Annotated in this window: 26 protein-coding genes; 5 read left to right on the top strand and 21 right to left on the bottom strand. The window is 72.5% G+C overall.

Features of this window, described 5'->3' with window-relative positions; all coding sequences use genetic code 11:
* Positions 1 to 125 precede the first annotated feature (125 nt).
* From ACIRYZ_RS14865 to ACIRYZ_RS14855, 3 genes are all read left to right on the top strand, one after another.
* Positions 126 to 551, top strand: coding sequence for a plasmid mobilization protein (locus tag ACIRYZ_RS14865; RefSeq protein ID WP_402943776.1), 426 nt, complete (start codon positions 126 to 128; stop codon positions 549 to 551).
* On the top strand, positions 548 to 2,293 hold the full coding sequence (locus ACIRYZ_RS14860; protein WP_402943773.1) for a relaxase/mobilization nuclease domain-containing protein: 1,746 nt from the start codon (positions 548 to 550) through the stop codon (positions 2,291 to 2,293). The genes ACIRYZ_RS14865 and ACIRYZ_RS14860 overlap by 4 nt, the downstream gene beginning before the upstream one ends.
* A 361-nt stretch (positions 2,294 to 2,654) precedes the next feature.
* Positions 2,655 to 3,941, top strand: a complete 1,287-nt coding sequence (locus ACIRYZ_RS14855) for an IS256 family transposase (RefSeq protein ID WP_402944047.1) — start codon at positions 2,655 to 2,657, stop codon at positions 3,939 to 3,941.
* Between the two features lie 304 nt (positions 3,942 to 4,245).
* Here ACIRYZ_RS14855 and ACIRYZ_RS14850 read toward each other — a convergent pair whose 3' ends face one another.
* The 6 genes from ACIRYZ_RS14850 to ACIRYZ_RS14825 all read right to left on the bottom strand — a co-directional run bounded on the left by ACIRYZ_RS14850 (position 4,246) and on the right by ACIRYZ_RS14825 (position 7,185).
* The gene (locus tag ACIRYZ_RS14850; protein ID WP_402943771.1) at positions 4,246 to 4,599 is read right to left on the bottom strand and encodes a hypothetical protein; all 354 of its coding nucleotides are present in this window, start codon (positions 4,597 to 4,599) and stop codon (positions 4,246 to 4,248) included.
* Between the two features lie 48 nt (positions 4,600 to 4,647).
* Complete coding sequence (locus tag ACIRYZ_RS14845; RefSeq protein WP_402943769.1) at positions 4,648 to 4,878, bottom strand: MarR family transcriptional regulator; 231 nt, start codon at positions 4,876 to 4,878, stop codon at positions 4,648 to 4,650.
* A 113-nt stretch (positions 4,879 to 4,991) separates the two neighbouring features.
* Positions 4,992 to 5,321 carry an esterase gene (locus ACIRYZ_RS14840; protein WP_402943767.1) on the bottom strand — a complete coding sequence of 110 codons (330 nt, stop codon included), beginning with the start codon at positions 5,319 to 5,321 and terminating at the stop codon, positions 4,992 to 4,994.
* An 85-nt stretch (positions 5,322 to 5,406) separates the two neighbouring features.
* Positions 5,407 to 5,619 carry a hypothetical protein gene (locus tag ACIRYZ_RS14835; RefSeq protein WP_402943765.1) on the bottom strand — a complete coding sequence of 71 codons (213 nt, stop codon included), beginning with the start codon at positions 5,617 to 5,619 and terminating at the stop codon, positions 5,407 to 5,409.
* Positions 5,620 to 6,464: 845 nt separating this feature from the next.
* Positions 6,465 to 6,809: a hypothetical protein gene (locus tag ACIRYZ_RS14830; RefSeq protein WP_402943763.1), complete on the bottom strand. Its 345-nt coding sequence runs from the start codon at positions 6,807 to 6,809 to the stop codon at positions 6,465 to 6,467.
* Between the two features lie 28 nt (positions 6,810 to 6,837).
* Entirely contained in the window at positions 6,838 to 7,185 is a 348-nt protein-coding gene (locus ACIRYZ_RS14825; RefSeq protein ID WP_402943761.1) for a DUF317 domain-containing protein, read from the bottom strand.
* Between the two features lie 197 nt (positions 7,186 to 7,382).
* On the opposite strand from ACIRYZ_RS14825, the gene ACIRYZ_RS14820 reads away from it, so the two are divergent.
* Entirely contained in the window at positions 7,383 to 7,643 is a 261-nt protein-coding gene (locus ACIRYZ_RS14820; RefSeq protein WP_402943759.1) for a hypothetical protein, read from the top strand.
* Positions 7,644 to 7,650: 7 nt separating this feature from the next.
* Here ACIRYZ_RS14820 and ACIRYZ_RS14815 read toward each other — a convergent pair whose 3' ends face one another.
* From ACIRYZ_RS14815 to ACIRYZ_RS14765, 11 genes are all read right to left on the bottom strand, one after another.
* Positions 7,651 to 8,136 (bottom strand): hypothetical protein, encoded by a 486-nt coding sequence (locus ACIRYZ_RS14815; protein WP_402943757.1) that lies wholly within the window; start codon positions 8,134 to 8,136, stop codon positions 7,651 to 7,653.
* Positions 8,137 to 8,166: 30 nt separating this feature from the next.
* The gene (locus tag ACIRYZ_RS14810; RefSeq protein WP_402943755.1) at positions 8,167 to 9,021 is read right to left on the bottom strand and encodes a DUF317 domain-containing protein; all 855 of its coding nucleotides are present in this window, start codon (positions 9,019 to 9,021) and stop codon (positions 8,167 to 8,169) included.
* A gap of 18 nt (positions 9,022 to 9,039) precedes the next feature.
* Complete coding sequence (locus tag ACIRYZ_RS14805) at positions 9,040 to 9,822, bottom strand: DUF317 domain-containing protein (RefSeq protein WP_402943753.1); 783 nt, start codon at positions 9,820 to 9,822, stop codon at positions 9,040 to 9,042.
* 113 nt (positions 9,823 to 9,935) lie between these two features.
* The gene (locus tag ACIRYZ_RS14800) at positions 9,936 to 10,757 is read right to left on the bottom strand and encodes a winged helix-turn-helix transcriptional regulator (RefSeq protein ID WP_402943751.1); all 822 of its coding nucleotides are present in this window, start codon (positions 10,755 to 10,757) and stop codon (positions 9,936 to 9,938) included.
* 15 nt (positions 10,758 to 10,772) lie between these two features.
* A complete protein-coding gene (locus ACIRYZ_RS14795; protein WP_402943749.1) occupies positions 10,773 to 11,615 on the bottom strand; it encodes a hypothetical protein in 843 nt (280 codons plus the stop codon).
* Complete coding sequence (locus tag ACIRYZ_RS14790; protein WP_402943747.1) at positions 11,612 to 12,262, bottom strand: hypothetical protein; 651 nt, start codon at positions 12,260 to 12,262, stop codon at positions 11,612 to 11,614. The genes ACIRYZ_RS14795 and ACIRYZ_RS14790 overlap by 4 nt, the downstream gene beginning before the upstream one ends.
* The gene (locus ACIRYZ_RS14785; RefSeq protein ID WP_402943745.1) at positions 12,262 to 12,753 is read right to left on the bottom strand and encodes a hypothetical protein; all 492 of its coding nucleotides are present in this window, start codon (positions 12,751 to 12,753) and stop codon (positions 12,262 to 12,264) included. The genes ACIRYZ_RS14790 and ACIRYZ_RS14785 overlap by 1 nt, the downstream gene beginning before the upstream one ends.
* Positions 12,750 to 13,493, bottom strand: a complete 744-nt coding sequence (locus ACIRYZ_RS14780; RefSeq protein WP_402943743.1) for a glycosyl hydrolase — start codon at positions 13,491 to 13,493, stop codon at positions 12,750 to 12,752. Before ACIRYZ_RS14780 ends, ACIRYZ_RS14785 begins: the two co-directional genes overlap by 4 nt.
* Complete coding sequence (locus ACIRYZ_RS14775; RefSeq protein WP_402943741.1) at positions 13,490 to 14,083, bottom strand: DUF4913 domain-containing protein; 594 nt, start codon at positions 14,081 to 14,083, stop codon at positions 13,490 to 13,492. The genes ACIRYZ_RS14780 and ACIRYZ_RS14775 overlap by 4 nt, the downstream gene beginning before the upstream one ends.
* Positions 14,084 to 14,217: 134 nt before the next feature.
* The gene (locus ACIRYZ_RS14770; RefSeq protein WP_402943739.1) at positions 14,218 to 14,931 is read right to left on the bottom strand and encodes an HAD family hydrolase; all 714 of its coding nucleotides are present in this window, start codon (positions 14,929 to 14,931) and stop codon (positions 14,218 to 14,220) included.
* Between the two features lie 29 nt (positions 14,932 to 14,960).
* Positions 14,961 to 16,169 (bottom strand): MFS transporter, encoded by a 1,209-nt coding sequence (locus ACIRYZ_RS14765; RefSeq protein ID WP_402943736.1) that lies wholly within the window; start codon positions 16,167 to 16,169, stop codon positions 14,961 to 14,963.
* Positions 16,170 to 16,723: 554 nt separating this feature from the next.
* Here ACIRYZ_RS14765 and ACIRYZ_RS14760 point away from each other — a divergent pair.
* Positions 16,724 to 16,930 (top strand): hypothetical protein, encoded by a 207-nt coding sequence (locus ACIRYZ_RS14760; protein WP_402943735.1) that lies wholly within the window; start codon positions 16,724 to 16,726, stop codon positions 16,928 to 16,930.
* A gap of 121 nt (positions 16,931 to 17,051) precedes the next feature.
* Here the strand turns inward: ACIRYZ_RS14760 and ACIRYZ_RS14755 are convergent, their stop codons facing one another.
* From ACIRYZ_RS14755 to ACIRYZ_RS14740, 4 genes are all read right to left on the bottom strand, one after another.
* Positions 17,052 to 18,230: a DnaB-like helicase N-terminal domain-containing protein gene (locus ACIRYZ_RS14755; RefSeq protein ID WP_402943733.1), complete on the bottom strand. Its 1,179-nt coding sequence runs from the start codon at positions 18,228 to 18,230 to the stop codon at positions 17,052 to 17,054.
* Positions 18,230 to 18,448: a hypothetical protein gene (locus tag ACIRYZ_RS14750; protein WP_402943732.1), complete on the bottom strand. Its 219-nt coding sequence runs from the start codon at positions 18,446 to 18,448 to the stop codon at positions 18,230 to 18,232. Before ACIRYZ_RS14750 ends, ACIRYZ_RS14755 begins: the two co-directional genes overlap by 1 nt.
* 27 nt (positions 18,449 to 18,475) lie before the next feature.
* The gene (locus tag ACIRYZ_RS14745) at positions 18,476 to 18,778 is read right to left on the bottom strand and encodes a hypothetical protein (RefSeq protein ID WP_402943730.1); all 303 of its coding nucleotides are present in this window, start codon (positions 18,776 to 18,778) and stop codon (positions 18,476 to 18,478) included.
* 140 nt (positions 18,779 to 18,918) lie between these two features.
* Positions 18,919 to 20,700 (bottom strand): type IV secretory system conjugative DNA transfer family protein, encoded by a 1,782-nt coding sequence (locus ACIRYZ_RS14740; RefSeq protein ID WP_402943728.1) that lies wholly within the window; start codon positions 20,698 to 20,700, stop codon positions 18,919 to 18,921.
* Positions 20,701 to 20,795: the final 95 nt, after the last annotated feature.

Genomic DNA, 20,795 nt, shown 5'->3' with positions numbered 1-20,795 from the left:
GGTTGTTCTAGTGTTGAGTTGCCTACCACCCCCCCCCCCCCCCCCCGCCCGCGGGCGGGCGCGCCCCCCCGCGCGGGCGGCGGCCCGGGGGCCCCCCCCCCCCCCCCCGGGGAGTCGGCCCAGGGGTGCCGACCACGGGGGAGGACGAGCAGCCGCCGACTGCTGTTCGCATCGCGCCGCGTCGACGCTTGCGCCAGAGCGTGCCGCGCACCAACCGCATCTGCCCCCGTTTCAGCGACGCCGAGTGGGCCCTCCTCCAGCGGGCCGCCGACCGGGCCGAACTCGCCCCCGGCGGTTACACCGCTGCTGCCGCCGTGGCCGCTGCCGCGAGTACCGACCCCAGCGCCGCGGTCGCCGACTACCGGCGCGGCATCCAGGAGCTCATGGAGTCCAACCGGCAGCTCGGCGCTGTCGGCAGCAACCTCAACCAGCTCACCCACTACGTCAACGCCGGTGGCCAGCCGGGCGCCGAGCTTCGACAGCTCCTGGGCCGTGTCGAAGCCTCCATTGACGCGGTCGACGAGGCTGTCGACTGGCTGGTCCGCCGGTGATCCCCAAGATCCGGACCGGCACCGACCGCAGCTTTCCCCTTATCGACTACCTCTTCGGGCCCGGCAAGCACGAGGAACACACCGACCAGCACCTGGTCGCCTCCTGGAACGGCTTCGCACCTGACCCGGGCCCCAACCCGGAGCGGCACCAGGTCGCCAAGCTCGCCAACCAGCTCGACCAGCCGGTCAAAGCCCTCGGCAAGCAGGCACCGGCCACCAGGATCTGGCACTGCTCGGTCCGCACCGCCCCCGGTGACCGCCATCTCGACGACGCCGAGTGGGCCGCCATCGCCCGGCGCGTCGTCCACGCCACCGGCATCGCCCCCGAAGGCGACACCGCCGCCTGCCGCTGGGTGGCTGTCCGCCATGCACCCGACCACATCCACATCGCCGCGACCCTGGTCCGCCAGGACGGCCGCTTGGCTGGCCTCAGCTTCGACAAGCGCAAGGCCCAGGCCGAGGCCCGCCTCATCGAGAAGGAGTACGGTCTGCGCCAGCTCAACCCCGGCGACGGCACCGCCGCCAAGAACCCCACCAGCCAGGAGCACTTCAAGGCCGAGCGCACCGGCCGCATCGAGCCCCCGCGCAACACCCTGCACCAGGCCGTCCGTCAAGCCCTCGCCGGAGCCGCCACCGAGCAGGAGTTCTTCACCCGCCTGCGCGAAGAGGGCCTGCGGGTGAAGCTGCGCAAAGCCCCCTCCGGAGACGTTCTCGGCTACAGCGTCGCCCTGCCCGGCGACCGCAACCGCGACAGCGAGCCCATCTGGTTCGCCGGGAACACTCTTGCCCCCGACCTCTCCCTCCCACGGATCCGCCGCCGCCTCGAAGCCGGACCCGCAACCGACACCCCGGAGCCGGGCGCTACGTCGGCCCGCTCCGACCGGTCCGCACCCGCATACCGTCGGCGCGAGGCCGCCGGAACCGCCGAGCGCGTTGCCGCTCTCCTCGACGAGGACGACGATCAGGCCGCCGCCCAACTCGTCGGTGCCGGGGAGATACTCGATGCGCTTGCCCAGACCTCTCCGGCCGCCACCCGCGCCGAACTGCGAGAAGCCGCCCGCGCCTTCGAACGTGCCACCCGCAGCCACGTCCGCGCCGAAAACGCCGACATCCGCGCCCTGCGCTCGGCCGCCCGCGGAATCGTCCACGCCGGCAGCGCCCTCGGCCGAGGCGAGGACGGCGGCGCCACCGCCATGGTCCTGTCCACCCTCGTCCTCGTCGCCCTGGCCGCCGCCCGCTGGCACTCCGCCCGAGGCCACGCCCAGCAGACCGCCGCCTCCCGCCAGGCCGCCGAACACCTGCGTGCCGCCTACCAGCAGGCCGGCGCCACCCCGATGCGGACGATGCGCGAGATCGGGCGTACCCTGCCCGAGCCCGAGCGCCGCCGCCACCAGGCCACCATCCGCGCCGCCCTCGGCGAGACAGACACCCCGGCAGGCCCGGTCCGCGAGCACGATGCCCTGGCCGCCGTGCTCGCCGAAGCCGAGCAGACCGGCCACGACCCGCAGGCGCTGCTCGCGCAGGCCACCTCCTGGCGAGAACTCGAAACCGCCCGCGACACCACCGACGTCCTCGTCTGGCGCATCCGCCGCATCGCCAACCTTCCCGCCAACCCCCAACGGCCGCGCACTGGAACGACCGCCGGCACCCGGACCGCGACCCAGCCGACGCGGACCCGCACCGCACAGCCGGCACTGGCCCGGCCCGCGACCGACCCGCGCCGCCCGGCACCCCGCCGCTGACGGGTGGTCCGGCGGACACACCACCGTCCGCCGGACCACCCCGAAACCTTCTCGACACCCGGTCCCACCAGGTGTTACGCAAGAACCCGAGCACCGCGAACGGAGAGCCTGTGCCCAGAACCACCGAGCAGACCACCACTCCGGCCCCGATCACCGCTCCGACCCCGGCTGGCACCGACCCGCTCCTGCAACTGGAGTACGAGACCCAGCCTCCCAGCGGCCCGGAGGCCGTCCGCCTCGTGCAGTGCCCCACCGAACTGGCCCTGCGTGGAATCCCGGTGACCTGCTCCGGCTGCCGGGCCCGGGTCTGTAAAAAGAACGGTGTAACTCCCGATCAAGGAAGTAGCACCTGATGACAGACGTGATCGTCTCCGCCGAGGCCGTGGAGGCCGTGCGGCCGGTGGAGTTGCAGTCGGACGCCCTGGACGACCAGTTGATCGGGCAGCTGGTCGACCAGGCTCGTGCGAGCGGGCTGCAGCTCACCGGCGCTGGGGGCCTGCTCCAGCAGCTGACGAAGAAGATCCTGGAGTCCGCACTCGAAGGCGAGATGACGGACCATCTCGGCTATGAGAAGCACGATCCGGTCGGGGCCGGCAGCGGGAACTCGCGCAACGGCACGCGGTCGAAGACCGTGCTGACCGAGGTCGGCCCGGTCGAGATCGACGTTCCCCGCGACCGGGAGGGCTCGTTCGAGCCGCAGCTGGTCCGCAAGCGCCAGCGGCGCCTGTCCGGGGTGGACGAGATGGTGCTCTCGCTGTCCGCCCGCGGCCTGACACACGGCGAGATCTCCGCGCACCTGGCCGAGGTCTACGGCGCCGACGTGTCGAAGCAGACCATCTCGACCATCACCGACCAGGTGATCGAGGGCATGGCCGAGTGGCAGAACCGGCCGCTGGACCCGGTCTACCCCGTGGTGTTCATCGACTGCGTGCACGTGAAGCTCCGTGACGGCCAGGTCGCCAACCGGCCGATCTACGTGGCGCTCGCGGTCACGGTTGAAGGCACCCGGGAGATCCTCGGGTTGTGGGCCGGCGACGGTGGCGAGGGCGCCAAGTACTGGCTGCACGTCCTGACCGAGATCAAGAACCGCGGCGTCGCGGACGTGTGCATGGTCGTCTGCGACGGTCTCAAGGGCCTGCCGGACGCCATCGGCACGGTCTGGCCGCAGGCCGTCACCCAGACCTGCATCGTGCACCTGATCCGAGCCTCGTTCCGCTACGCGGCCCGCCAGGACTGGGACAAGATCTCCAAGGCCCTCAAGCCCGTCTACACGGCTCCGACCGAGGATGCCGCGCTTGAGCGGTTCGTGGAGTTCACCGAAGCCTGGGGGAAGAAGTATCCGGCGATCGTGCGGCTCTGGGAGAACGCCTGGGCCGAGTTCGTGCCGTTCCTGAGCTTCGACATCGAGGTCCGCCGGGTCATCTGCACCACGAACGCGATCGAGTCCGTCAACGCCCGGATCCGCAAGGCCGTCCGCTCGCGCGGGCACTTCCCGAACGAGCAGGCGGCCCTGAAGTGCGTCTACATGGCGATCATGTCCCTCGACCCAACCGGTGACGGCCGAAAGCGCTGGATGACGCGCTGGAAGGCAGCGTTGAACGCCTTCGAGGTCGCCTTCGACGGCCGCCTCTCCGCCGGCCGCCGTTAACTCAACCCAACCGAGTTACACCGTTCACTGGACAGACCCCCGGGCCCGGCGCGACTGGCTGCTGATCAACCATCGCCGCCACGTCTGGATCCGCTGTCGTTGCGGAGCGGAATGGCTGGAGCCGGAGATCACCCGCCGGGACTTCGACGCCATGCTCGCCGACAACCCGAGCTGGACGAACTACCGGACCCTCGACGAGGCCCGAATCGCTTTGGGGTTCGACGGGGTCTTCGCCGGTCTGTACCTGTAGTAGCGCCGGCAACAGTAAAGGACCGCCACCGGTGTGGCGGTCCTTCTCGTTCGGTCAGCGGGCTGGGTCTGACGGAGTGGCTGGTGAGGGGAGTCGGCCGGAGGCGGTGAGCCGGTGGAGGCTGAGCTTGACGGCCGCGGGACGGATGCCAAGGTCGGCGGCCAGTGCAGCGGGTTCGGGCGCGGCGGGGTGCTGCAGCCGTTCGAGGATGGCTCGGTCGGTCCGCTCCTCGGCTGTCTGCACGGTGCGGTAGGCGGCCAGCGCGCCGCCGCCGAGGGCGAACAGGCCGGCGGCGCACAGCGCGTACGAACTGGCCACTGCGGCACCGGTTGCGGTAGCGGCGCCGATCGCGGCGGTGGAGCACCAGGCGACCAGCGTGCCAAGGCGGCGGGCCAGGTGGTCGGGCATCGGCAGGTAGTTCTCTCAGCGCCCGTACGAGCCGCAGGTGCTGGTCGGTCAGCCGAAGGTGGGGTCGGGCTGGTTGCTGCGGAGGTCGCTTCGGTGGCCCTGGCCGAGGGGTTTCCAGCCCCTGATGGTGGCGGGCTTCCAACGGGGGCGGTCCGGGATGCTGGTGTCGTCGGGGGCGGGAAGGGTGCCCATGTTCCTGCGGTTGCGGGCGGCGCCGACGCTGATGCCCAGGTGCGCGGCGACCTCGGCGTAGGCCCAGAGCCGCTGGTCGTCGGCCATGTGCGTGTCCTTCCTCGGTGTTCCGGTGATGGGCGTACGCGGCGCCGGGTGGGTGGGCGTACGGCGAGGCCGCCCCGGTCTGGTCGGCGCGGGGCGGCCTTGTGTGGTGGTGTTCAGGAGTCGGCGAGGCAGTTGGCGAGTTCGAGGGCTGCGGTGGCCACGGCGAGGGCGGAGCACAGGCCGGTGACCTCGTGCAGGGTGGGGCGCACCAGGCGGGGCCAGTCGTCCGGGGCGGCGGGCCAGGTGGCGAGGTGGGCATCGGTGGTGGCGAGGCCGAGGCGGGCGGTGACGTCCCAGCCGGCCTCAGGGGCCTTCTCCCACCGGAGCAGGATGCGGCCGAAGGGGAGTCTGGGCACGGTGGTCGGGATCCAGAGGACCTCGATCGGCTGGTCGGGCGGTGTGGGGACGCGGCGGACGAGCGCTCCGCTCGCCCACGGTGGCATGGGGTGCAACGCGAACCTGTCGAGCGGCTGCGGGTGGCTGAGGCGGTAGCTGGTCGGGATGCGGTTCTCCTTCGGTCGGGGCGGTTCAGGCCCAGGCGAGCTCTTCGCGGACGGCGGTGGGCAGGTAACCCTCCTGGCCGTCCTCGGCCAGGTAGACGAGGCCGTTGTGGACAGCGACGTTCGAGGCCAGCAGGTGGGAGAACGGCCAGTCCGGGTTCACGGCGAGCCGGACGCGCAGGTTCGGGTCGAGGTTCTGGAGCTGGGCGATCAGGTGGGCGACGGTCAGGTACTGGGGCACGGTTGTCTCCTCGGCGTGGTGGCCGAACGGGTGTCGGGGTGGTCCAGGGGCGTTGCGGGCGGAGCGGGGACGTCACGCGGGCGGCCGGGGTGTCGGGCGGTTAGGAAGAACGAGGGCGGGTTCGTCGGCGGCCCGCGGGGTCGCAGGACTCCCAGGGGGAACGGTCCGGGGCCTGCCGGGTAGGGGCCGGAAGCGAAGTAGTCGGTGCGGCGGTAGCGCCCGGAAGCAGCGGGTGCGAAGGCGGAGACGATCAGGTCGCCGGAGCGGACCTCGTCGGCGCGGACGATTCGCAGGCCCGGGCTGGCGAGGATGCGGCGGGAGGCGCGGTGCTCGGTGGCGGCGGTGACGATGAGCGGGTGGAAGTCGACGTGATGGGTGCTCGCGGCGGCGTCCCTCGTGGTGGGTGGGTGCCCGGGGTTGGGCCGGGGGCGCTGGCGGTGGTTCAGTCGGGGAGGTGGTAGGAGCGCAGGGGCAGCGGCTCGCCCTCGGTGTCGAGGAGCACGAGGGCCGTCGTCGGCCAGGCGGTTGAGGGATCTGGCGACCGCGCGGTCGCGCAGGCCGAGGGCGGTGCCGATTTGGCGGACCGTGCGCCTCTGGGCGATTTGGCGAGCTGGGCGACGATACGGGCGTCCCGGCGCAGGCCGCTCTCGTGGACGTCGTCGAAGGCCAGCAGCAGGCCGCTCGCGCTGAGGGCGAGGCCGAGGACGAACGCGGTGGACTCCGGTGGGACGGCGAATGCGTTGGCCAGGCCGAGCGCGGCGATGGCCGGGCCGGGGATACGGGTGAGGTCGATGGTGATCGTCAGAGTGGTCTCGTTCGTCGAAGTCGGTTGGGGCGGTGGGTGGTTAGGAGCGCTGGCGCGGAATGGATGGCGCTTCGCCGCCGTGGGCCTCGATCAGGTCCCGCACCAGGGCGACAGGGACGTTCAGGTACACGGACTCGGTGGGGTCGTCATCCTCGGAACCCGGGTCGAGGTAGGTGCTCCAGGTGTCCCACGGTTCGGGGCGTCGGGTAGGGAAGCCGATCTCCAGTGTCTGGGCGGGCAGTAGGAGCACGTCGGCGGGGGTGGGGGCGAGCACCGAGAGGCAGAAGCCGTCTGCGCACGCGATGTGCGGGTCCTCCAGGGCAAGGCCAAGCGCGTTGCGCGCGGTGCCGTGGGAGATGCGGCGGTCCAGTCGGGGTGTGGGCAAGGGGTCCTCCGCGCAGGGGTGTTGGGGATCAGCGGGTGGGGTTGGCGATGAGCGCGGCGAGGAACCCGGTGACGGCCTCGGAGGGGGTGTGGATGCCGAACTCCTGGGTCCAGGCGTCGGCGTCGGCGGGCTGGACCCGGATGCGCCAGACGATGCCGCGCTGCCAGGCGCCGGGGTCTTCGGGCAGCCAGCCGACGTAGACGCGCCCGTCCGGGCTGGTGCAGTGCACGTTGGCCTCGGGCGTGTCGACCATTGGCCAGCCCAGGCCGTCGAGCAGCGTGAGGGCTGGCTCCGCGCTGTGGTCGCAGGAGAGCCAGGAACGGTCCTCGGCGGTCGGGCGGACGGGGGTGGGCAGGAGGCTGCTGGGGGTGTTCATGGGGGCCGGTCCCTTCGTTGACCTGCGGTTTCGGCGACACGAGTACGTTGACATGCCACAGGCCGGAGTTCGTAGTCGTTTCCCCGGGCTGGCGGTCTGCCGTGGGCGAACTGGGAGGGAATGGATCGGAGCACCCGGGTGCTGAACAAGGGTTACGGCGCGGCGCCGTGCAGGGGTGATGGGGGAAGAAGGTGTTGGTGCTGAGCAGAGGCCGGGACATGGCGGCGCTGGAGCGCAAGATCCGGGCGGCGGGGCGGGCGTGGACGATGGGCGACGTCGTGATGATCGCCGAGGGCCAGTGGGCCGTCGCCACGACGAGCCGCGCCGAGCGGGAGCAGAGCGAGGCGGCCGAGGCGCGGCTGGCGGACGGTCAGCGGATGGAGCTGACCCTGGAGGAGCTGGCCCGCGTGGTGGGCGCCGTCGACCCGGGCGCCCACCACGACCGGGAGGCGAACTGACCGGCGGCTAGCGCCGGTTCGCCACGTGCTGGGCCGCAGAGGCGGCGGCCGATGGGGCGGGCTGGTCTGCGGGCAGCCCCAGGGGGCGGGGTGCCTGCGAGGTGCGGGCGGTGGCGGCCCGTACTCGCTCGGCGTCGGGTCCGCCTTTGGCCTTGACGGCGAGTTCGCGAGCATCGACGACGTGGCGGATCATCTGGAGGGCGGTGTTGCTCTCTGCGTAGGCGGTGCGCAGGGCGCTCGCCGAGGCGGTGATCCGGTCGAGGTCGTAGAAGGCGGGGACGTGACCGGGCCGGGTAAGGGCGTGCAGCCGACCCTGGTGCACGGCAGCGGAGTTGGAGACGACGACGAGGTGGGCTCGATGGTGCATGGCCGAGCGCAGCATCGGGTCCTCGACGGGCAGACGGGGCGCGGCCTTCTCCAGTTCGGCGATGGGTCGGCCCCAGGCGCGTTCGATCATCGCGTCCGCGTGGTCGAGGGCGGTGGCGTCGGGCACGGCGTTCTCCAGGGTGCTGGTGGGGGTCGGTCAGTAGGAGCGCCCGGCGAGGGCGGGCTGCCGGGGTGCCGGCGGCGGGGTGGCGGTGGTGTAGGCCAGGGCGGAAGCGGGCCTACGAGGCGCTGCGGGCGAGCGGGCGGTGGCGGCCTGGATGCGGGAGACCGCCAGGGGGGTCGGTGCTGCCGGGACGGCGATGGCTTGCCGCGGTAGGCGGTTGACGGCGGAGGGCCGCAGGTAGCGTTCGACCGGTCCGGGGTTGGCGACGGCCGTGGCGAGCGCACCGAGTAGCTGGTCGGGGACGTTTGAGGAGGCGGTGGCGTACCAGCGGTGCTCGGGTGGGCCGACTTCGATCAGCCAGCGTTCCGTGTCGCCGGCTATCTCGGCCTCGTGGCGCAGGTGGCCGCGCCGTCGGTGCAGGGTGACGAGTTGGTCGGGTGTCTGGAAGGCGGTGTCTGAGGGACCGGGGTCGATGCGCCAGCCGCTGCGCAGGAGGTCGTTGGTGGTGTCGAGTCCGATCCTGGCGCTGCCGCCCAGGATGGTGCCGGGGTCGTTGGCGTGGACGGCGGCGAGAGCGGTGGTGAACTCGCCGACGATCTCCGGCGGGGCTTGAAGGTCGAAGGTGATCAGCCACTCGGGCGGCGCGAACGCGTGGGTGTGGGCGCTGATCGACCACAGCTCACCGTGCTCGCCCTCGGGCAGGAAACCGCAGCGGACGGTGTGATCAGGGGAGGTCACGAAGACGTTGCCCAGGTCGTCCCGGCTGAAGTTCCAGCCCGCGTCGATCAGCGGTTGGAGTCCAGGGTCGCCGGTGTGGGTGGGGCCAGCGAGGAAGCGGGGCGAGACACGGTACTCGCGCGGACGCTCGGGCCAAGGGTGCTTCGGCATGGGGCGGCTCTCCTTCGGTCAGCGGCGGCGCGGGCCGACGGCCCCGGTCGAGTTCGGTGCGCCGGCAGGCGCGGGCGGTGGCCCGGGGTGCAGGGAGAAGTCCGTCGGGGTCGCGCGTGCGGTGGCCACGTGGGCGCGGTTCGCGGGCGGGATCTCCGTCCGCAGCCGCTTGGCCGGGTGCACGGCGAGGGCGATGGCGGCGTTGCTCAGGAGGTAGAAGGGGACGCCGATGGTGAAGTCCGCCTGCCAGAGCGGGTGGTGGGGACTTCCGGCGATCATGCTCCAGGACGGAGCGGCCTGGCCCTCCAGCTCGGCCTCCGGCGGCTGGTAGCCCACCCGGTGGCGGTAGTAGGCCCGGCCGTCCGGGGCTATCTGGTCGTGGAAGCCCTTCGGGCTGTTCGGGTTCGGCCACCAGCCTCGCTCGGCCAGCAGGGAGGCGGGGCTGCCCGGCTTGTACCGCGGACCGCCTTCGAGGTAGTCGTGGTGGTTGCTGCGCAGGCCGTCGATGAGCGGGGTGGTGAACGCGGCGGTGATCTCGGCCGGGGTGCCGGGGCCGAACCTGGCGGCCCAGAGCAGCTCGCCGCCGGGGGCCGTGTACTCGCGGACGGTCCACGATCCCTGTCCGGCTGCAGGCTCGTGGGTGACGGTGGCGCGCCCGCAGGGGCTGGTGTAGCGCAGGACGTCGGCGGTTTCGGTCCTGGACCAGCCGGGGGCGGTGTCCAGCGGGAAGGTGACGGTGAAGGGGTCGCCGGGGCCGGCGAGGTAGAGCGGGCGGACGTACACAAGGGGGAAGGCGGACACGGGGGTTGCTCCTGATGGCGGGGAGCGGGCTCGTGCGCCGTCGGCGGTGACCTGACGGCGCACGAGCCCACAGGGGCGGTGGCGGTCGGGTCTGGCCGGGGTGTTCACGGCGGTCACCTGCTGCGGGAGGGGCTGGAGGCGGCGGTGACGGCAGCGGAAACGCGCGACTGCGGCAGAGGGGAGTGGCTGAACAGGGTGGAGGGGACGACGCTGCGCCGCAGAGCCGCCGCGGTCCGGGCAGCGTTCGCTCCGGTGACCGGGGCGCCGAGGGTGCTCGTCGCGGTCGGCACCTGGACCTTGGGGGCGGAGGAGCGCCGGTTCTCCCACTGCTGCACCGCTGCGAAGACGGGGCCGAGGGCCCGTCCGGCGTCGGTCAGGGCGTAGGGGTTGCCGTGCCGGTGGCCGGTTCGGGTGACCAGCCCGTCCGCCTGCATGCGGTTGAGGCGCGTGGCGATGAGCTGCTCGTAGACGCCGACCTGCTCGGCGAGATGGCTCACACGCATGCTGCTGCTTGCCGAGAGCAACCGGACCACCTCGGTGGTGTCCACCAACTGCAGGCGGTGCAGCGCGTCCTCGATCCGGCCGGACCGTCCCTGGGGCATGTGATCGAGGTGGTCCGAGGACCACTGGGCGAGGGCCCGGTAGACCGGGCCGAGCGTGCGCGCCCGGTCGGTGAGCCGGTAGGGAGCCGTCCGGTCGAACTGGGCATCGCGGGTCACCAGGCCGGCGGTGGACATCGTGGTCAGCCGCTTGCTGGTGTACGTCTGGCTGAGCGTCGGGAAGTACTGGCCGAAGTCACGAACGCGCAGCTCCGGCCCGTACTTGGCGATCGTGTGGACGAAGGCGGTGGTCCACTTCGGGGCGAGCCGGCGCAGGGTCGTCTGGACGGCCTGCGCGTCGGCGCGGGTGAACTCGGTGGCGAAGGTCTGGGACATGGCGGTGGTTCCTGGTCAACGGGAGTGGGTCGGCTGGGCGGATACGGAGGGTGCGGACGGCGCAGGCGCGGTGGCAGGTGGTGCGGCGGGGCCAGTGGCACTGCGGGACAGGGCTGCGGATACGCGCTGGTCGGCGGCGAGGGAGGCGTCGAGGAGGGCCTTGCCGGCGGGCGTCAGTGAGAGCAGGTGGCCGGGCCGGTAGGACGAGGTGCTGGTGTCGGCGACGACGAGGTCCTCGGCCATCAGCTCCTCGACGGTGTGCGGCCAGACCGACGGGCGCTCGTCACTGCCGTCGGACATGAACTTGTAGCCGTAGACAGCGCTTTCGCACAGCCGCAGTTCGCCGCGGTCGATCGCCGTCAGGGCCTCGAACTCCCGGATGCGGGGGTCGTACCTGGACGGCGTGCTGGGCAGGTCAGGCTCTGCGGCCGACACCGGGGAGACGCCGGCTGTCGCGTGCTTGAGAGCACGCGGACTCTCAGGCACAGGCAGGCCCGCCTCGGTGCACCGCTCGTAGGCGCTGACGGCACCGGTGAGCTGCTCGAAGGCCGCGCCCCGGCGAGCGCTAAGCAGCTCGACCTGGAGGCCGGCGGACTGCATGATGCCGTTGACGCCGCGCATCGAGGCGTGGTCGCCCCAGGCGATCGGCGCCAGGCGTTCAATCACCTGCTGTGCTTTGACGGTGAGTTCCTGGTGGAGCCGGTCGACTTCGCGGGCGGAGGTGGCGACCATGAAGGCGAGGCGTGTGAGGGGGCTTTCGCCGGGGTGGCGCGCGTACAGCTCCCAGGGGTTCTCGACGCCGAGCTGGTCGAAGACAAGGTGGGCGCCGGGGTTCTTCAGCGGGTCGTGGGGATTCACTCGGCCGTCTCCATCCGGGAAAGGAGGGAGCGGACCAGGGTGGGCAGGCTGCCTGGGCCCTCACCGCCGAGCGGGACGGCGCTGACAGACTCGTCCATGAGCTCGCGGGCATCCTCGAACAGGCCACTCGTGATCTCCGTGCATGCCTCCGCGAAGGCGGCGCACGCCACCAGGGCTCCGCCGAGAACGTGGAGATACAGGCCGGGCGGAAGATCGGCCTCGTCGGCCAGGGCGACGATGGCCTGCTGGTCCGCCGTGGAGTAGGCGGTCATGTCGAAGCCCGCCACCTCGCTGGCGCTGCCGGCCCCCGCGTCGGCGGTACCGGGGAGACCTGCGCGGGTGCACAGCAGGTCGACGACCTGGGTGAGTTCAGCGAGGGACTCGGTCAGCCAGCCCAGGGCAGAGGCGTACGAGGCGACGGTGAACAGGACGGCGGGGGTGGCCGGGTACTCCTCGGTCAGCAGGTCCTCCAGGCGGAAGGCCAGTTCACCGACCACATCGGGTCCGGCGGCCAGCGGACCGAGGACCGGCTGGAGGTAGGAGCGCGACGGCGGGGTGGAGTGCTGGGCGGTGACGATGCCGGCGACGGCCTCGGCCGCCTCGACAAGCCAGGTGGCGAGGTCGGCGTGGGTGGGAGCGGTGGTCATCAGCGGGCCTTTCGGGTAGTGGCGGTGGTGGCGTAGCCGGGGGAGGCGGTGGTGTAGGCAGCGCCGGTGCCGGGGTTGGGCGCCGGGGTAATGGAGCGGGCGCGGGCGGCGCGGACGCGGGCCTCCTCGGCCGGGCCGAGGCCGGAGGGGAGGTTGAGTCCGGTGCGGCCCAGGCGGTTCTGGGCGGAGCGGTAGACCTGGTAGTCGAGCCGGGGGCCGGCGGCGACGAGGTAGACCTCGCGCGAGTGCTGGGAGTCGGTGGGGGCGTCGCGGAACTGGACGACCAGGCGGTGGCTGGCCCACTGGTCGCCGACGCCGAGGTAGATCTTGTGGCAGCCCTCCAGTCGGCCTTCGAGGCGCTTGGCGACGCGCTCGCCGTGGACGAGGTCCTGCAGGTGCAGCAGGGCCTGGTCGCGGATGGCCTCGGGGAGTTGGCGCAGGTCGGCGATGGCGTCGGGGTGGGCGGCGAATCCGTACTTGGCGCGGCTCACAGGGACCGCCCCCGATCCGGCTGTGCGACGGCGGCTGCCGCGGGTGCGGACGCCACGACGGCGGCGACGCTGGCGGTGATCGGGGCGGTGCTGCGGGCGAGCGCGGCGTGGGTGCGCAGGGCCTCGGCGTTCCGCCGGTACTCGGGCAGCGGAGTGCTCTGAGTGTCCAGCCAGTTCTCGGCGGCGGCGTAGTTGGGGAACGCGCCTTCGCGGACGGTATAGGTGCCCTGGTCCGGGTGGGACTGTTCGATGAAGACCCGGACAGGTAGTTCGGCGGCCTCCCGGTCGATGGCCGTGGTCCACGCTTGCGTCGGGTCCTCGTCGGCGGCCTTGACCTCGATGAGGTCGTAGCGCTCGCCGGAACGGTGGATCTTGTCCTCGATCCGGGTGGTGAGTTCATCGGCCGGGGCGAAGGGTGCGCGAAGCTCCATCGCCTCGGGCGGGCAGCCGCGGTCGGCGAGCCACTTGCGTGCGAATGCCGCGTTGGCGTGCGCGGAGCTGTCCATCGCGAACGTGCCCTGGGCCCGGTCGCGTTGGACGCAGAACGTGGCGATGTTCGGCAGGTTCCGCTCGACGTCCCACGTGGCGGCGGTGTTGAAGGTGAGGAAGAAGCTGCGCTCGCCGACGTCGTGCCGGGCCAGGAGGTCATGGTCGCTCTCCCAGGTGTACCCCCACAGGTAGTCGGAGTGGTCGTCGGCGGGGGACAGGCCGTCGAGTTCGAAGTCGAGATCGGTGCTCACGCGGCGAGTCCCAGCTGTTCGGGGGTGGACAGGAGGCGATGGGCGGGCCGGGCCGGGCTGGTGGTGCAGGCGGCGAACGGTCCGTCGGGGGAGCGGAGTTGGAGGAGGGTGTGGTCGAGGTGGTCGCGGTGCCAGGTGGCGGGGCCGGTGTGGCCGGCCTCGGCGGCGGTGAGCTGCTGCCACGCGAGCCACAGGGCGTGCAGGCGGGCGACGGCCTCGGGGTGTTCGTACCAGCGCGCGCACCAGGGTCGGGTGGAGCTGATCTCCCGGCCATAGGTGGGCAGCAGGAGGTGATTGACCCAGTTCGCGAGCCCGGCCAGCTCGGCGGCGTACTGCTCGCCGCCCATCGCCAGGATGAACAGCGGAGCTGGGACGGCAAGTTCGTCGTCGGCGCTCTCGGCGCCCGGCTGCTCGGAGCCGGGCCCCGTGTCGGGCTCGGTGTCGACTTCGGAGCCGAGGCGGTCCAGGAGCACGCCGTGCTGGCGGACCTCGGCCATGGTGCGGTTGAGCGCGCTGACGATGTCGTCGAGGTCCTCGTCGGGGATGCGGATCGGCTCGGGCTCGGAGGCGCCCGGCAGCGGGTCGGACATGGCACATCCAGGGGGTTCGAACGGGCAGGGGCGGGGCGGTGGGTCTTCTTCGGCGGGTCATGGCAGGGCTCCTGTGGTGCGGGTGATGAAGAGGATCCGCAGGATCGGCGGTTTGGCACGGCCGCCAACTCGTGCTAGACGAAGGCAGGGTGAGCGCGCCGGGCGTCGGCCATGCGCAGGCCGAGGACGACCGCGTCGGCGAGGGTGTCGGTGAGCGGGTGGCCGGCGGAAGCGAGCTTGGCGGGGTGGTGGAGACCGCCGGTGTGCAGCACCGCGAGCGCCCCGTTGGCGTGGGCGGCGTCCGCGTCGTCGACGGCGTCGCCGACCAGCAGCACCCGGTGCGCCTGGTCGGCGAGGCCGAGGGCCGCGAGATGGGCCGTCAGCGGGGCGGCCTTGGTGCCGCCGGAGGGCCCGGTGCGGCCCTCGACCCGGGTGAAGAAGTGGCCGATGCCGGCCTGTTCGACCTCGCGGACAAGGGTGTCGTGCGGGCACAGAGACAGCAGGGACTGGGTGTGCCCGGCCTCGCGCAGGGCGGTCATCAGCTCGACGGCGCCCTCGCGTACGCGTACCGGCTGGGCGCGCAGATGGGCGAGGAAGGCGTTGTCGCTGGAGATCCACTCCTGCTCGGTGATCGTCCGGCCGAGCAGGCGGGCGTAGAAGTTCGGGATCGGCACGGTGTGCTCGGCCCGGTAGGTCTCCCGGTCGACCGCTTCGCCGCCGAGGGCGGGCAGGGTCGCGTTCAGCGCGGAGACGTGGTCGTCGAGGTCGTCCTTGACCGTCCCGTTCCAATCCCAGACAACGTGCATGCGGGTGGCGGGAGTTGCGGCGGCGAAGAAGACTGTGTTCACGGCGGAGTCCTTCGGGATGAGCTTGGTGATCAGGCGGACAGGCGGTCGTTGAAGCGGTGCAGCAGCCACAGGGCGGTGGCGGCCCCGGCGAGCGGGACGGCCGCGACGATCAGAGGGCCGGCGGCGTCGGCGAGGGAGGCCAGGCCGGTTCCGGCGGCCTGGCCGACGCCGATGCAGGCGATGAGCCAGGCGAACGCCTCCGTGCTCTCGCCGTACGGGGCGAGGCGGTCGACGGTGAGGAAGGCGGCGGTCAGCAGCGGGGCGAGGAAAGTGCCGGGCAGCACGGCGCCCAGGACCGCGATGGCGGGCGCGGGGTCGGGCAGCAGCGGCAGCCATCCGGCCGCGAAGCCGATGGACGCGGCGACCAGGTGCTTGGCAGGGGCACCGGGCCAGGCATGTCGGCCGTAGGCGAGGCCGCCGAGCATGCTGCCGAGCGACAGCGCGGCCGGCATCACCCCGGCCAGCCACCCGGCGTGGTGGCGCTCGGCCGTGCTGATCGCCAAGACGTTGACCGCGCCGAGCGCGACACCGGTGCCGATCAGTGCGGCGAACAGCGTCCGAAGGCCCGGAACCCGCAGCGGACCGGCCCAGTGCATGGCTTCGATGGACTCCGCCGGTCGCCAGGCGCGGGAGGGGCGGGCGGTGACGGCCAGGCCGGTGCCCAGCAGGCCGAGCGCAGCGGTCGCCACCAGCGCGGTGGTCGCTCCGGCGCCGACGGCGAAGCCGGAGGCCAGCAGGGGACCGGCGACGAACACCAGGCCCTGCGTGCTGCTGTCCAAGGAGAGAGCGGTGCGCTGATGTTCGGGATCGGGCAGAAGGTGCGGCCACAGTGCCCGAAGCCCGGCCTCGAGCGGCGGCGTTGCCAGCCCCGCGACCAGGACGGTCAGTGCGGCGAGCACCGGGTGGCGGGCCGGGCCAGTGCATGGCAGCAGCAGGAACGCCGTACTGGCTGCGATCGTGGCGGGGACGAGGACTTGGGTCTGGCCGTGGCGGTCGACCAGGCGCCCGAGCAGCGGCTGCCCCACGGCCGAGGCGAGGCCGTAGAGGGCGCCGAGCAGTCCGGCCAGGGCGAGCGGGCCGTGCTCGGCGCGCACCAGCAGCAGGATCGCGATCGGCGCCATGCCGGTGGGAAGGCGGCCGATCAGGGTGCCGCCCAGCAGCCGGGCGACGTGCGGCGAGCCCAGGACTGCGCGGTATCCGCTGTCCTGGGCTGGGCCGGTGGCGGTGGTGGTGCTCAAGGAGGAAGTCCTTCGGTTCTACGGCCGGCGGCGCGCGGGCGCGCCGGGCCGGGGCATGCGCAGGCATGACAGCCCCCTCGGTTGGTGCGGCTGCGGGGAGAAGAGTCCGCGGATTCCGCGATTTGGTACGGCCGGGAAAAGGAGGTAGAAGTCCCCTCGCCTGGCATGGCAGCGCGGGCAGCGCGAGAACGGCGGCGCCTGCAACTCCAAGGCACGGACCGCCTGTTGGGGCACAGCACCGCTGCCGAGAGCGGTGAGCTCGGCCAGTCGGTCTGGCGGTTCAGCGGAAGCGGGAGGCGGAGAAGGCCGGCGATGCGGGAGGCGGAGAAGGCCGGCGATGCGGGTGGCGGCGCCGGGCTCGGTGCGGGCCCCGCAGCCAGGGCGGTGGTGGTCGAGCGGCTGCGGGCGGCCTGCACCCGCTTGTCCTCCGGCGCGATGACCGAGGCCGTCTGCCGGAGGGCCAGTGCGGCCTGCTGGAGTTCGCCGCGGGCATTCTCCGCGGCGAAGCCGACGACCTGCCCGGCGTTCTGGCGAAGCCCCCGGACCTTCGGATCGTGGCGCTGCTCGTCAGTACGTCGCAGATAGGTGACTTGCTCGGCGGCCTCCCCCAGGTCGGACGCGGCCCGACCGAGATGCCCGATTGCTGCGGCATACGCCCCGACGGCACGCGGAGCGCATGGTCGGGGGCGGGCTGGTCGGTGATGCGGGTGGTGAACTCGGCGCCCATGATCATGATGAGAGAGCCGAGTTGGGAGATCTGACGGCTCAGGGCAACAGGGTCCGGCACCTGGACGGGGAAGCCGGCAGCGGGCAGCAGGTCCCTCTGCCGCTCCAGGGCGGTCGCGTGCTTGTGGAGGGCGAGGGACTCGCCGTGGGGGGTGTTCACAACAGGCTCCGGGAGGGCTGGTGCGGGGCAGCACGGTCGCGGCCCCGGTTCGGTGCCGGGCCGATGGGAGGGACGCGGTCCGGTGTTGGGGTGCTACGGGCGGATGACGGTGTGGGGCTGCGGGCGAGCGCCGCGTGGACGCGGGCGGCTTCGCCGGCGTCGGGCCGACGGTGCGGCGCGGGCGGGGACGTCGCCGTGAGCCAACGGGCCCGCACCTCGTCGAGCGGGCCGAGGGCGTGCAGCGCGTGGCCGATCAACTGCCCGGGAGCGAGGCGCTGGTCGTCGGCGTGGGCGGCGATCTGCAGCGCGGCGCCGGCAGCGGCGCGGGTGAGGGAGGACCGCAGAACCTGCTCGCCGAGCCACTCGGCCGAGCCGGCAGCCCCGTCGCTGAGGACGGGCCCGAGCCGCTCCTCGGTGAACGTTCCATCGGCCAGCAGGCCGCGCCGCTGCACCTCCCATAGAACGGTGACCGGGTCGATCACCTCGCCCCGGTGGTGGAGCGCGCCCAGGCAGCGGTAGAGCTGGCCGTGGCCGGGACTGACGAAGTCCTGGGGACGCAGCCAGTCGAAGACCTCCTCGATCGCGCCGCCTTGGTGGACGAGCAGTGCCAGCAGGAACTGCTCGTCTTCCAGTTGGGCCGCCGCCGGTTCGGCAGTGGCAGCGGTGATCGGCAGTACCCCGGGAGCGACGGCGCGGGGCTGGGTTCCCCACCGCCCGGCGAGTTCTTCCAGTACGCCCGCGAGGACGTCGGCTTGGGCGACGGCGCCCTGGACCTCGCTCTGGCCGGCGTCGTCCTGGGCGACGGCGAGCAGGCGGGCAGCGTGCTCGGCGACGGTGCGGTGGATCGAGCCCTCCAGCACCATGCGCCCGTAGACCGGAGCATGGGCCGGACGGGGACAGGCGGCGATCAAGGTGTGTGGGTACGAGGCGGTGAGCCCGCGCACGTGCTGGCCGGCTTGGGCGAGCGTGTCGGTCAGCCACGCCAGCGGCACGCTGCCTTCGGCGGTGAGCGCCGGGTGGCCGTCGGAGCGGAGCCGGCGCAGCGCCGTGAACAGCGCCTGGTGGGCGGGCCGGTAGAAGTCGCGGGCCTCCAGCCAGTCGAGGTTGCCGAGCTGGCGCGGGTCGAGCAGGACCGCGCCGAGAACGGCCTGTTCTCCCCGAAGCAGCGGGTCCATCACCGATCCTGCTGCTGGGAGCGGAGCCGTTCGACTGCGCGGTCGGCGGCGGCTTTTGCGGCGGCGAAGCGATCCAGCTCGCTGGTGAATGTGGGGTCGGTGGCCAGGATCGAGCCGTCGCCGGTGATCAGCCACCACTGACTGCCCCGGCGGACGACCGGTGCACCGGTGAGCGGCTTCGGACGGCCGTGTCGGGTGGGCCAGTTGTTGTCGGGCATGGAGAACTCCTCGGGGATCGGGCGGATTCAGCGGCTACGGCGCGCTGGTGTTGCGGCAGCCGGTGCGGTGGCCGGCGCCTCGGCCGCGCGGACCCTGGCCTCGTCCGGCACGGGGCGGCCGTGGACGCGCACGGCCTCGGCGGTTGCGGTGAAGCGGCGCCGGGACGCCTCAAGGCCGGACGGCGGTGCCCACCGGGCGGCGTTGGCGGTGAGCGCCGGGGCGAGGGCGGCGACCTCGCTGGCGGGAGCCGAACCGCGGGCGAGCAGCCGGGACTGAGCTGACCACAGGTCCAGGAACCAGTTCCCGTCATCCAGCAGGACCGCCTGCACATGGGCAGCTCCCGGGGCTTCCTGGTAGACCCAGGTGCCGCTGCGCGGTTGGCGCTAGCCTGGCCCGGCGAACGGCGGATCGGGCACTGCGACTTGAGGGTTGGACCCCACGCGCTTGAGGGTGGAGACGTTCTCGATGGTCATGCCGCCAGCCCGAAGCCGTCGTGGTCACGGGACTTGGCGATGGCCCGTTCGGTGATGGCCTTGGTGGCGCGGGCGGAGGCCGGGCCGATCTCCTTGGCGGAGCGCTCCTTGTACCAGGGCTTGAGGTCGAGCATCGCCACCCGCATCCCGGTGGCGAACAGCAGGACCTTTCCCTTGGGGAGTGCGCGGATCTCGTCCGGCGGTAGGATCCGCTCGGTGCGCATCGATACCGAAGTCGACTTGGCGCCATCGGAGTTGGAGACGGAGACGGTCTGCACGTCGTGCTCGCCGATCTGCCGGGACAGGCGGTCCGCGAAGTCGGCGTCGTCGATGCCGGACCCGATGATCTTCGTGGTGGCGGCGGACCAGAGGGCGTCCATGCCGGCCTCGCCCCAGCAGCGCTGGCCCTGCCGGTAGGACTGCAGGATGGTGATCGGGATGACGCCACGACTGCCCAAGTGGGAGTACAGGTCTGGCAAGTCACTGATCTTGCAGACGTTGGCCGCCTCGTCGAGGACGCACAGCGCGGGCGGGTCGAGCCGTCCGCCGTTGCGCTCGGCGACGATGACGGCCGCGCGCATCACCGCGTCCGCAGCAGCGGCGATGATCGCGCTCGCGCTGCCGCCGCCGTCCTTGCTGAGCAGGAACAGCGTGTCCCGGCTGGAGGCGAAGTCGAACGGCTTGAACTCGGGCAGGCCAGGCGTCGGGGTGACCCAGGCGGCGATCTCCGGGTCCAGCAGGCAGCTCGCGTACTGCCTCGCCGTCTCGTAGATGCCGTCCCGGGTCTCGGTGGCGCCGGTGACGGTGCCCTGGAGCTGGGCGGCGACGGCGTGGTGGCCGGCGTCGCCGAGCAGGTCGACGGGGGTGCGGTCGGCCGGAGAGGCGAGCCAGGCCAGCACGTCGGTGATCGGACGGCGGTGGCTCGCGGCGGCCAGGAACAGCGCGCCCAGCGTGTTGGCGGCGGCGGTGGACCAGAAGTCGGAGCCGCTGGACTCGTCCACGCTCGCGGTCACGAAGTGCCCGGCGAGCCGCTTGGCGCCGGCGAGGTCGCGGGCGTCAGCGAGGATGTCCCACCACATCTCGCGCGGGTGGTGCGCGATCTGCTGCGGGTCCAGCGTCCAGACCTTCCCGACCTGCGCACGGGCGTCGACGCACGCCGTGTACGCGTCGTTCGCGGCCTTGTTCGAGGTCAACAGCACGGGCCCGGGGGCGGCGAGGATCGCGGGGATCGCGATCCCGGACGTCTTGCCGGAGCGCGGCGCCATGATGGCGACCATCACGTCCTCCCACGAGGCCCGGACCTCAGCCCGGCAGGGGGAGAGCGTGCCGACCAGGATGCCGCGGTCGGCCGGGGCGATCTCCTTCTGGTCCTTCAGGCTCGGGCGAAGGCTCCTGGCCTTCTGTGTGATCTCCTTGTCGAGCAGCGGGGCGATGTCCGCCTTGCGGGCCAGGCCGCTCTTCGCCCCGGCGCGACGGCGCAGCACGATGCCGAGCGCGGTGCCGCCGAGGAGAGCTGTGACCAGACCGGGGACGATGCGCGCGCCGACCAGTACTGCCGTCGGGGTGAGGTGCGGCCACAGCCGGTCGGGATGGAGCAGCGCGTCGGTGACGCGGAATGGAGTCCAACCGCCGGAGCCGACGGAGGCGTTGGTGAGGTTGCCGGTCAGCCAGGCGATGCTGCCGAAGGCGAGGGCGGCGCCGAGGACGCCGAACAGGAGGTAGAGGAGCGCGTCCGTGCCGGTGGTGGTCGACGGCGCGCTGGTGCGCGGGGCGGGCAAGAGAGGATCCAGGTGGGTGCGAGCGGGCGGTGGGCGGGGCGCGCTCGGCTCTCGTACGGATCACGGGGCTGCTCTCCTTCGGGGCAGGAGGAGGA

The sequence above is a fragment of the Kitasatospora sp. NPDC101155 genome, from assembly GCF_044768305.1.
Lineage (GTDB): Bacteria > Actinomycetota > Actinomycetes > Streptomycetales > Streptomycetaceae > Kitasatospora.
This window is presented reverse-complemented; position numbering and strand designations above follow the sequence as displayed.

What these genes read in the sequence shown, in the direction of transcription:
- ACIRYZ_RS14850 (WP_402943771.1), bottom strand. Translation starts at nt 4,599, where the DNA reads ATGCCCGACCACCTGGCCCGCCGCCTTGGCACGCTGGTCGCCTGGTGC.
- ACIRYZ_RS14845 (WP_402943769.1), bottom strand. Translation starts at nt 4,878, where the DNA reads ATGGCCGACGACCAGCGGCTCTGGGCCTACGCCGAGGTCGCCGCGCAC.
- ACIRYZ_RS14840 (WP_402943767.1), bottom strand. Translation starts at nt 5,321, where the DNA reads ATGCCACCGTGGGCGAGCGGAGCGCTCGTCCGCCGCGTCCCCACACCG.
- ACIRYZ_RS14825 (WP_402943761.1), bottom strand. Translation starts at nt 7,185, where the DNA reads ATGAACACCCCCAGCAGCCTCCTGCCCACCCCCGTCCGCCCGACCGCC.
- ACIRYZ_RS14810 (WP_402943755.1), bottom strand. Translation starts at nt 9,021, where the DNA reads ATGCCGAAGCACCCTTGGCCCGAGCGTCCGCGCGAGTACCGTGTCTCG.
- ACIRYZ_RS14800 (WP_402943751.1), bottom strand. Translation starts at nt 10,757, where the DNA reads ATGTCCCAGACCTTCGCCACCGAGTTCACCCGCGCCGACGCGCAGGCC.
- ACIRYZ_RS14790 (WP_402943747.1), bottom strand. Translation starts at nt 12,262, where the DNA reads ATGACCACCGCTCCCACCCACGCCGACCTCGCCACCTGGCTTGTCGAG.
- ACIRYZ_RS14775 (WP_402943741.1), bottom strand. Translation starts at nt 14,083, where the DNA reads ATGTCCGACCCGCTGCCGGGCGCCTCCGAGCCCGAGCCGATCCGCATC.
- ACIRYZ_RS14755 (WP_402943733.1), bottom strand. Translation starts at nt 18,230, where the DNA reads ATGGACCCGCTGCTTCGGGGAGAACAGGCCGTTCTCGGCGCGGTCCTG.
- ACIRYZ_RS14750 (WP_402943732.1), bottom strand. Translation starts at nt 18,448, where the DNA reads ATGCCCGACAACAACTGGCCCACCCGACACGGCCGTCCGAAGCCGCTC.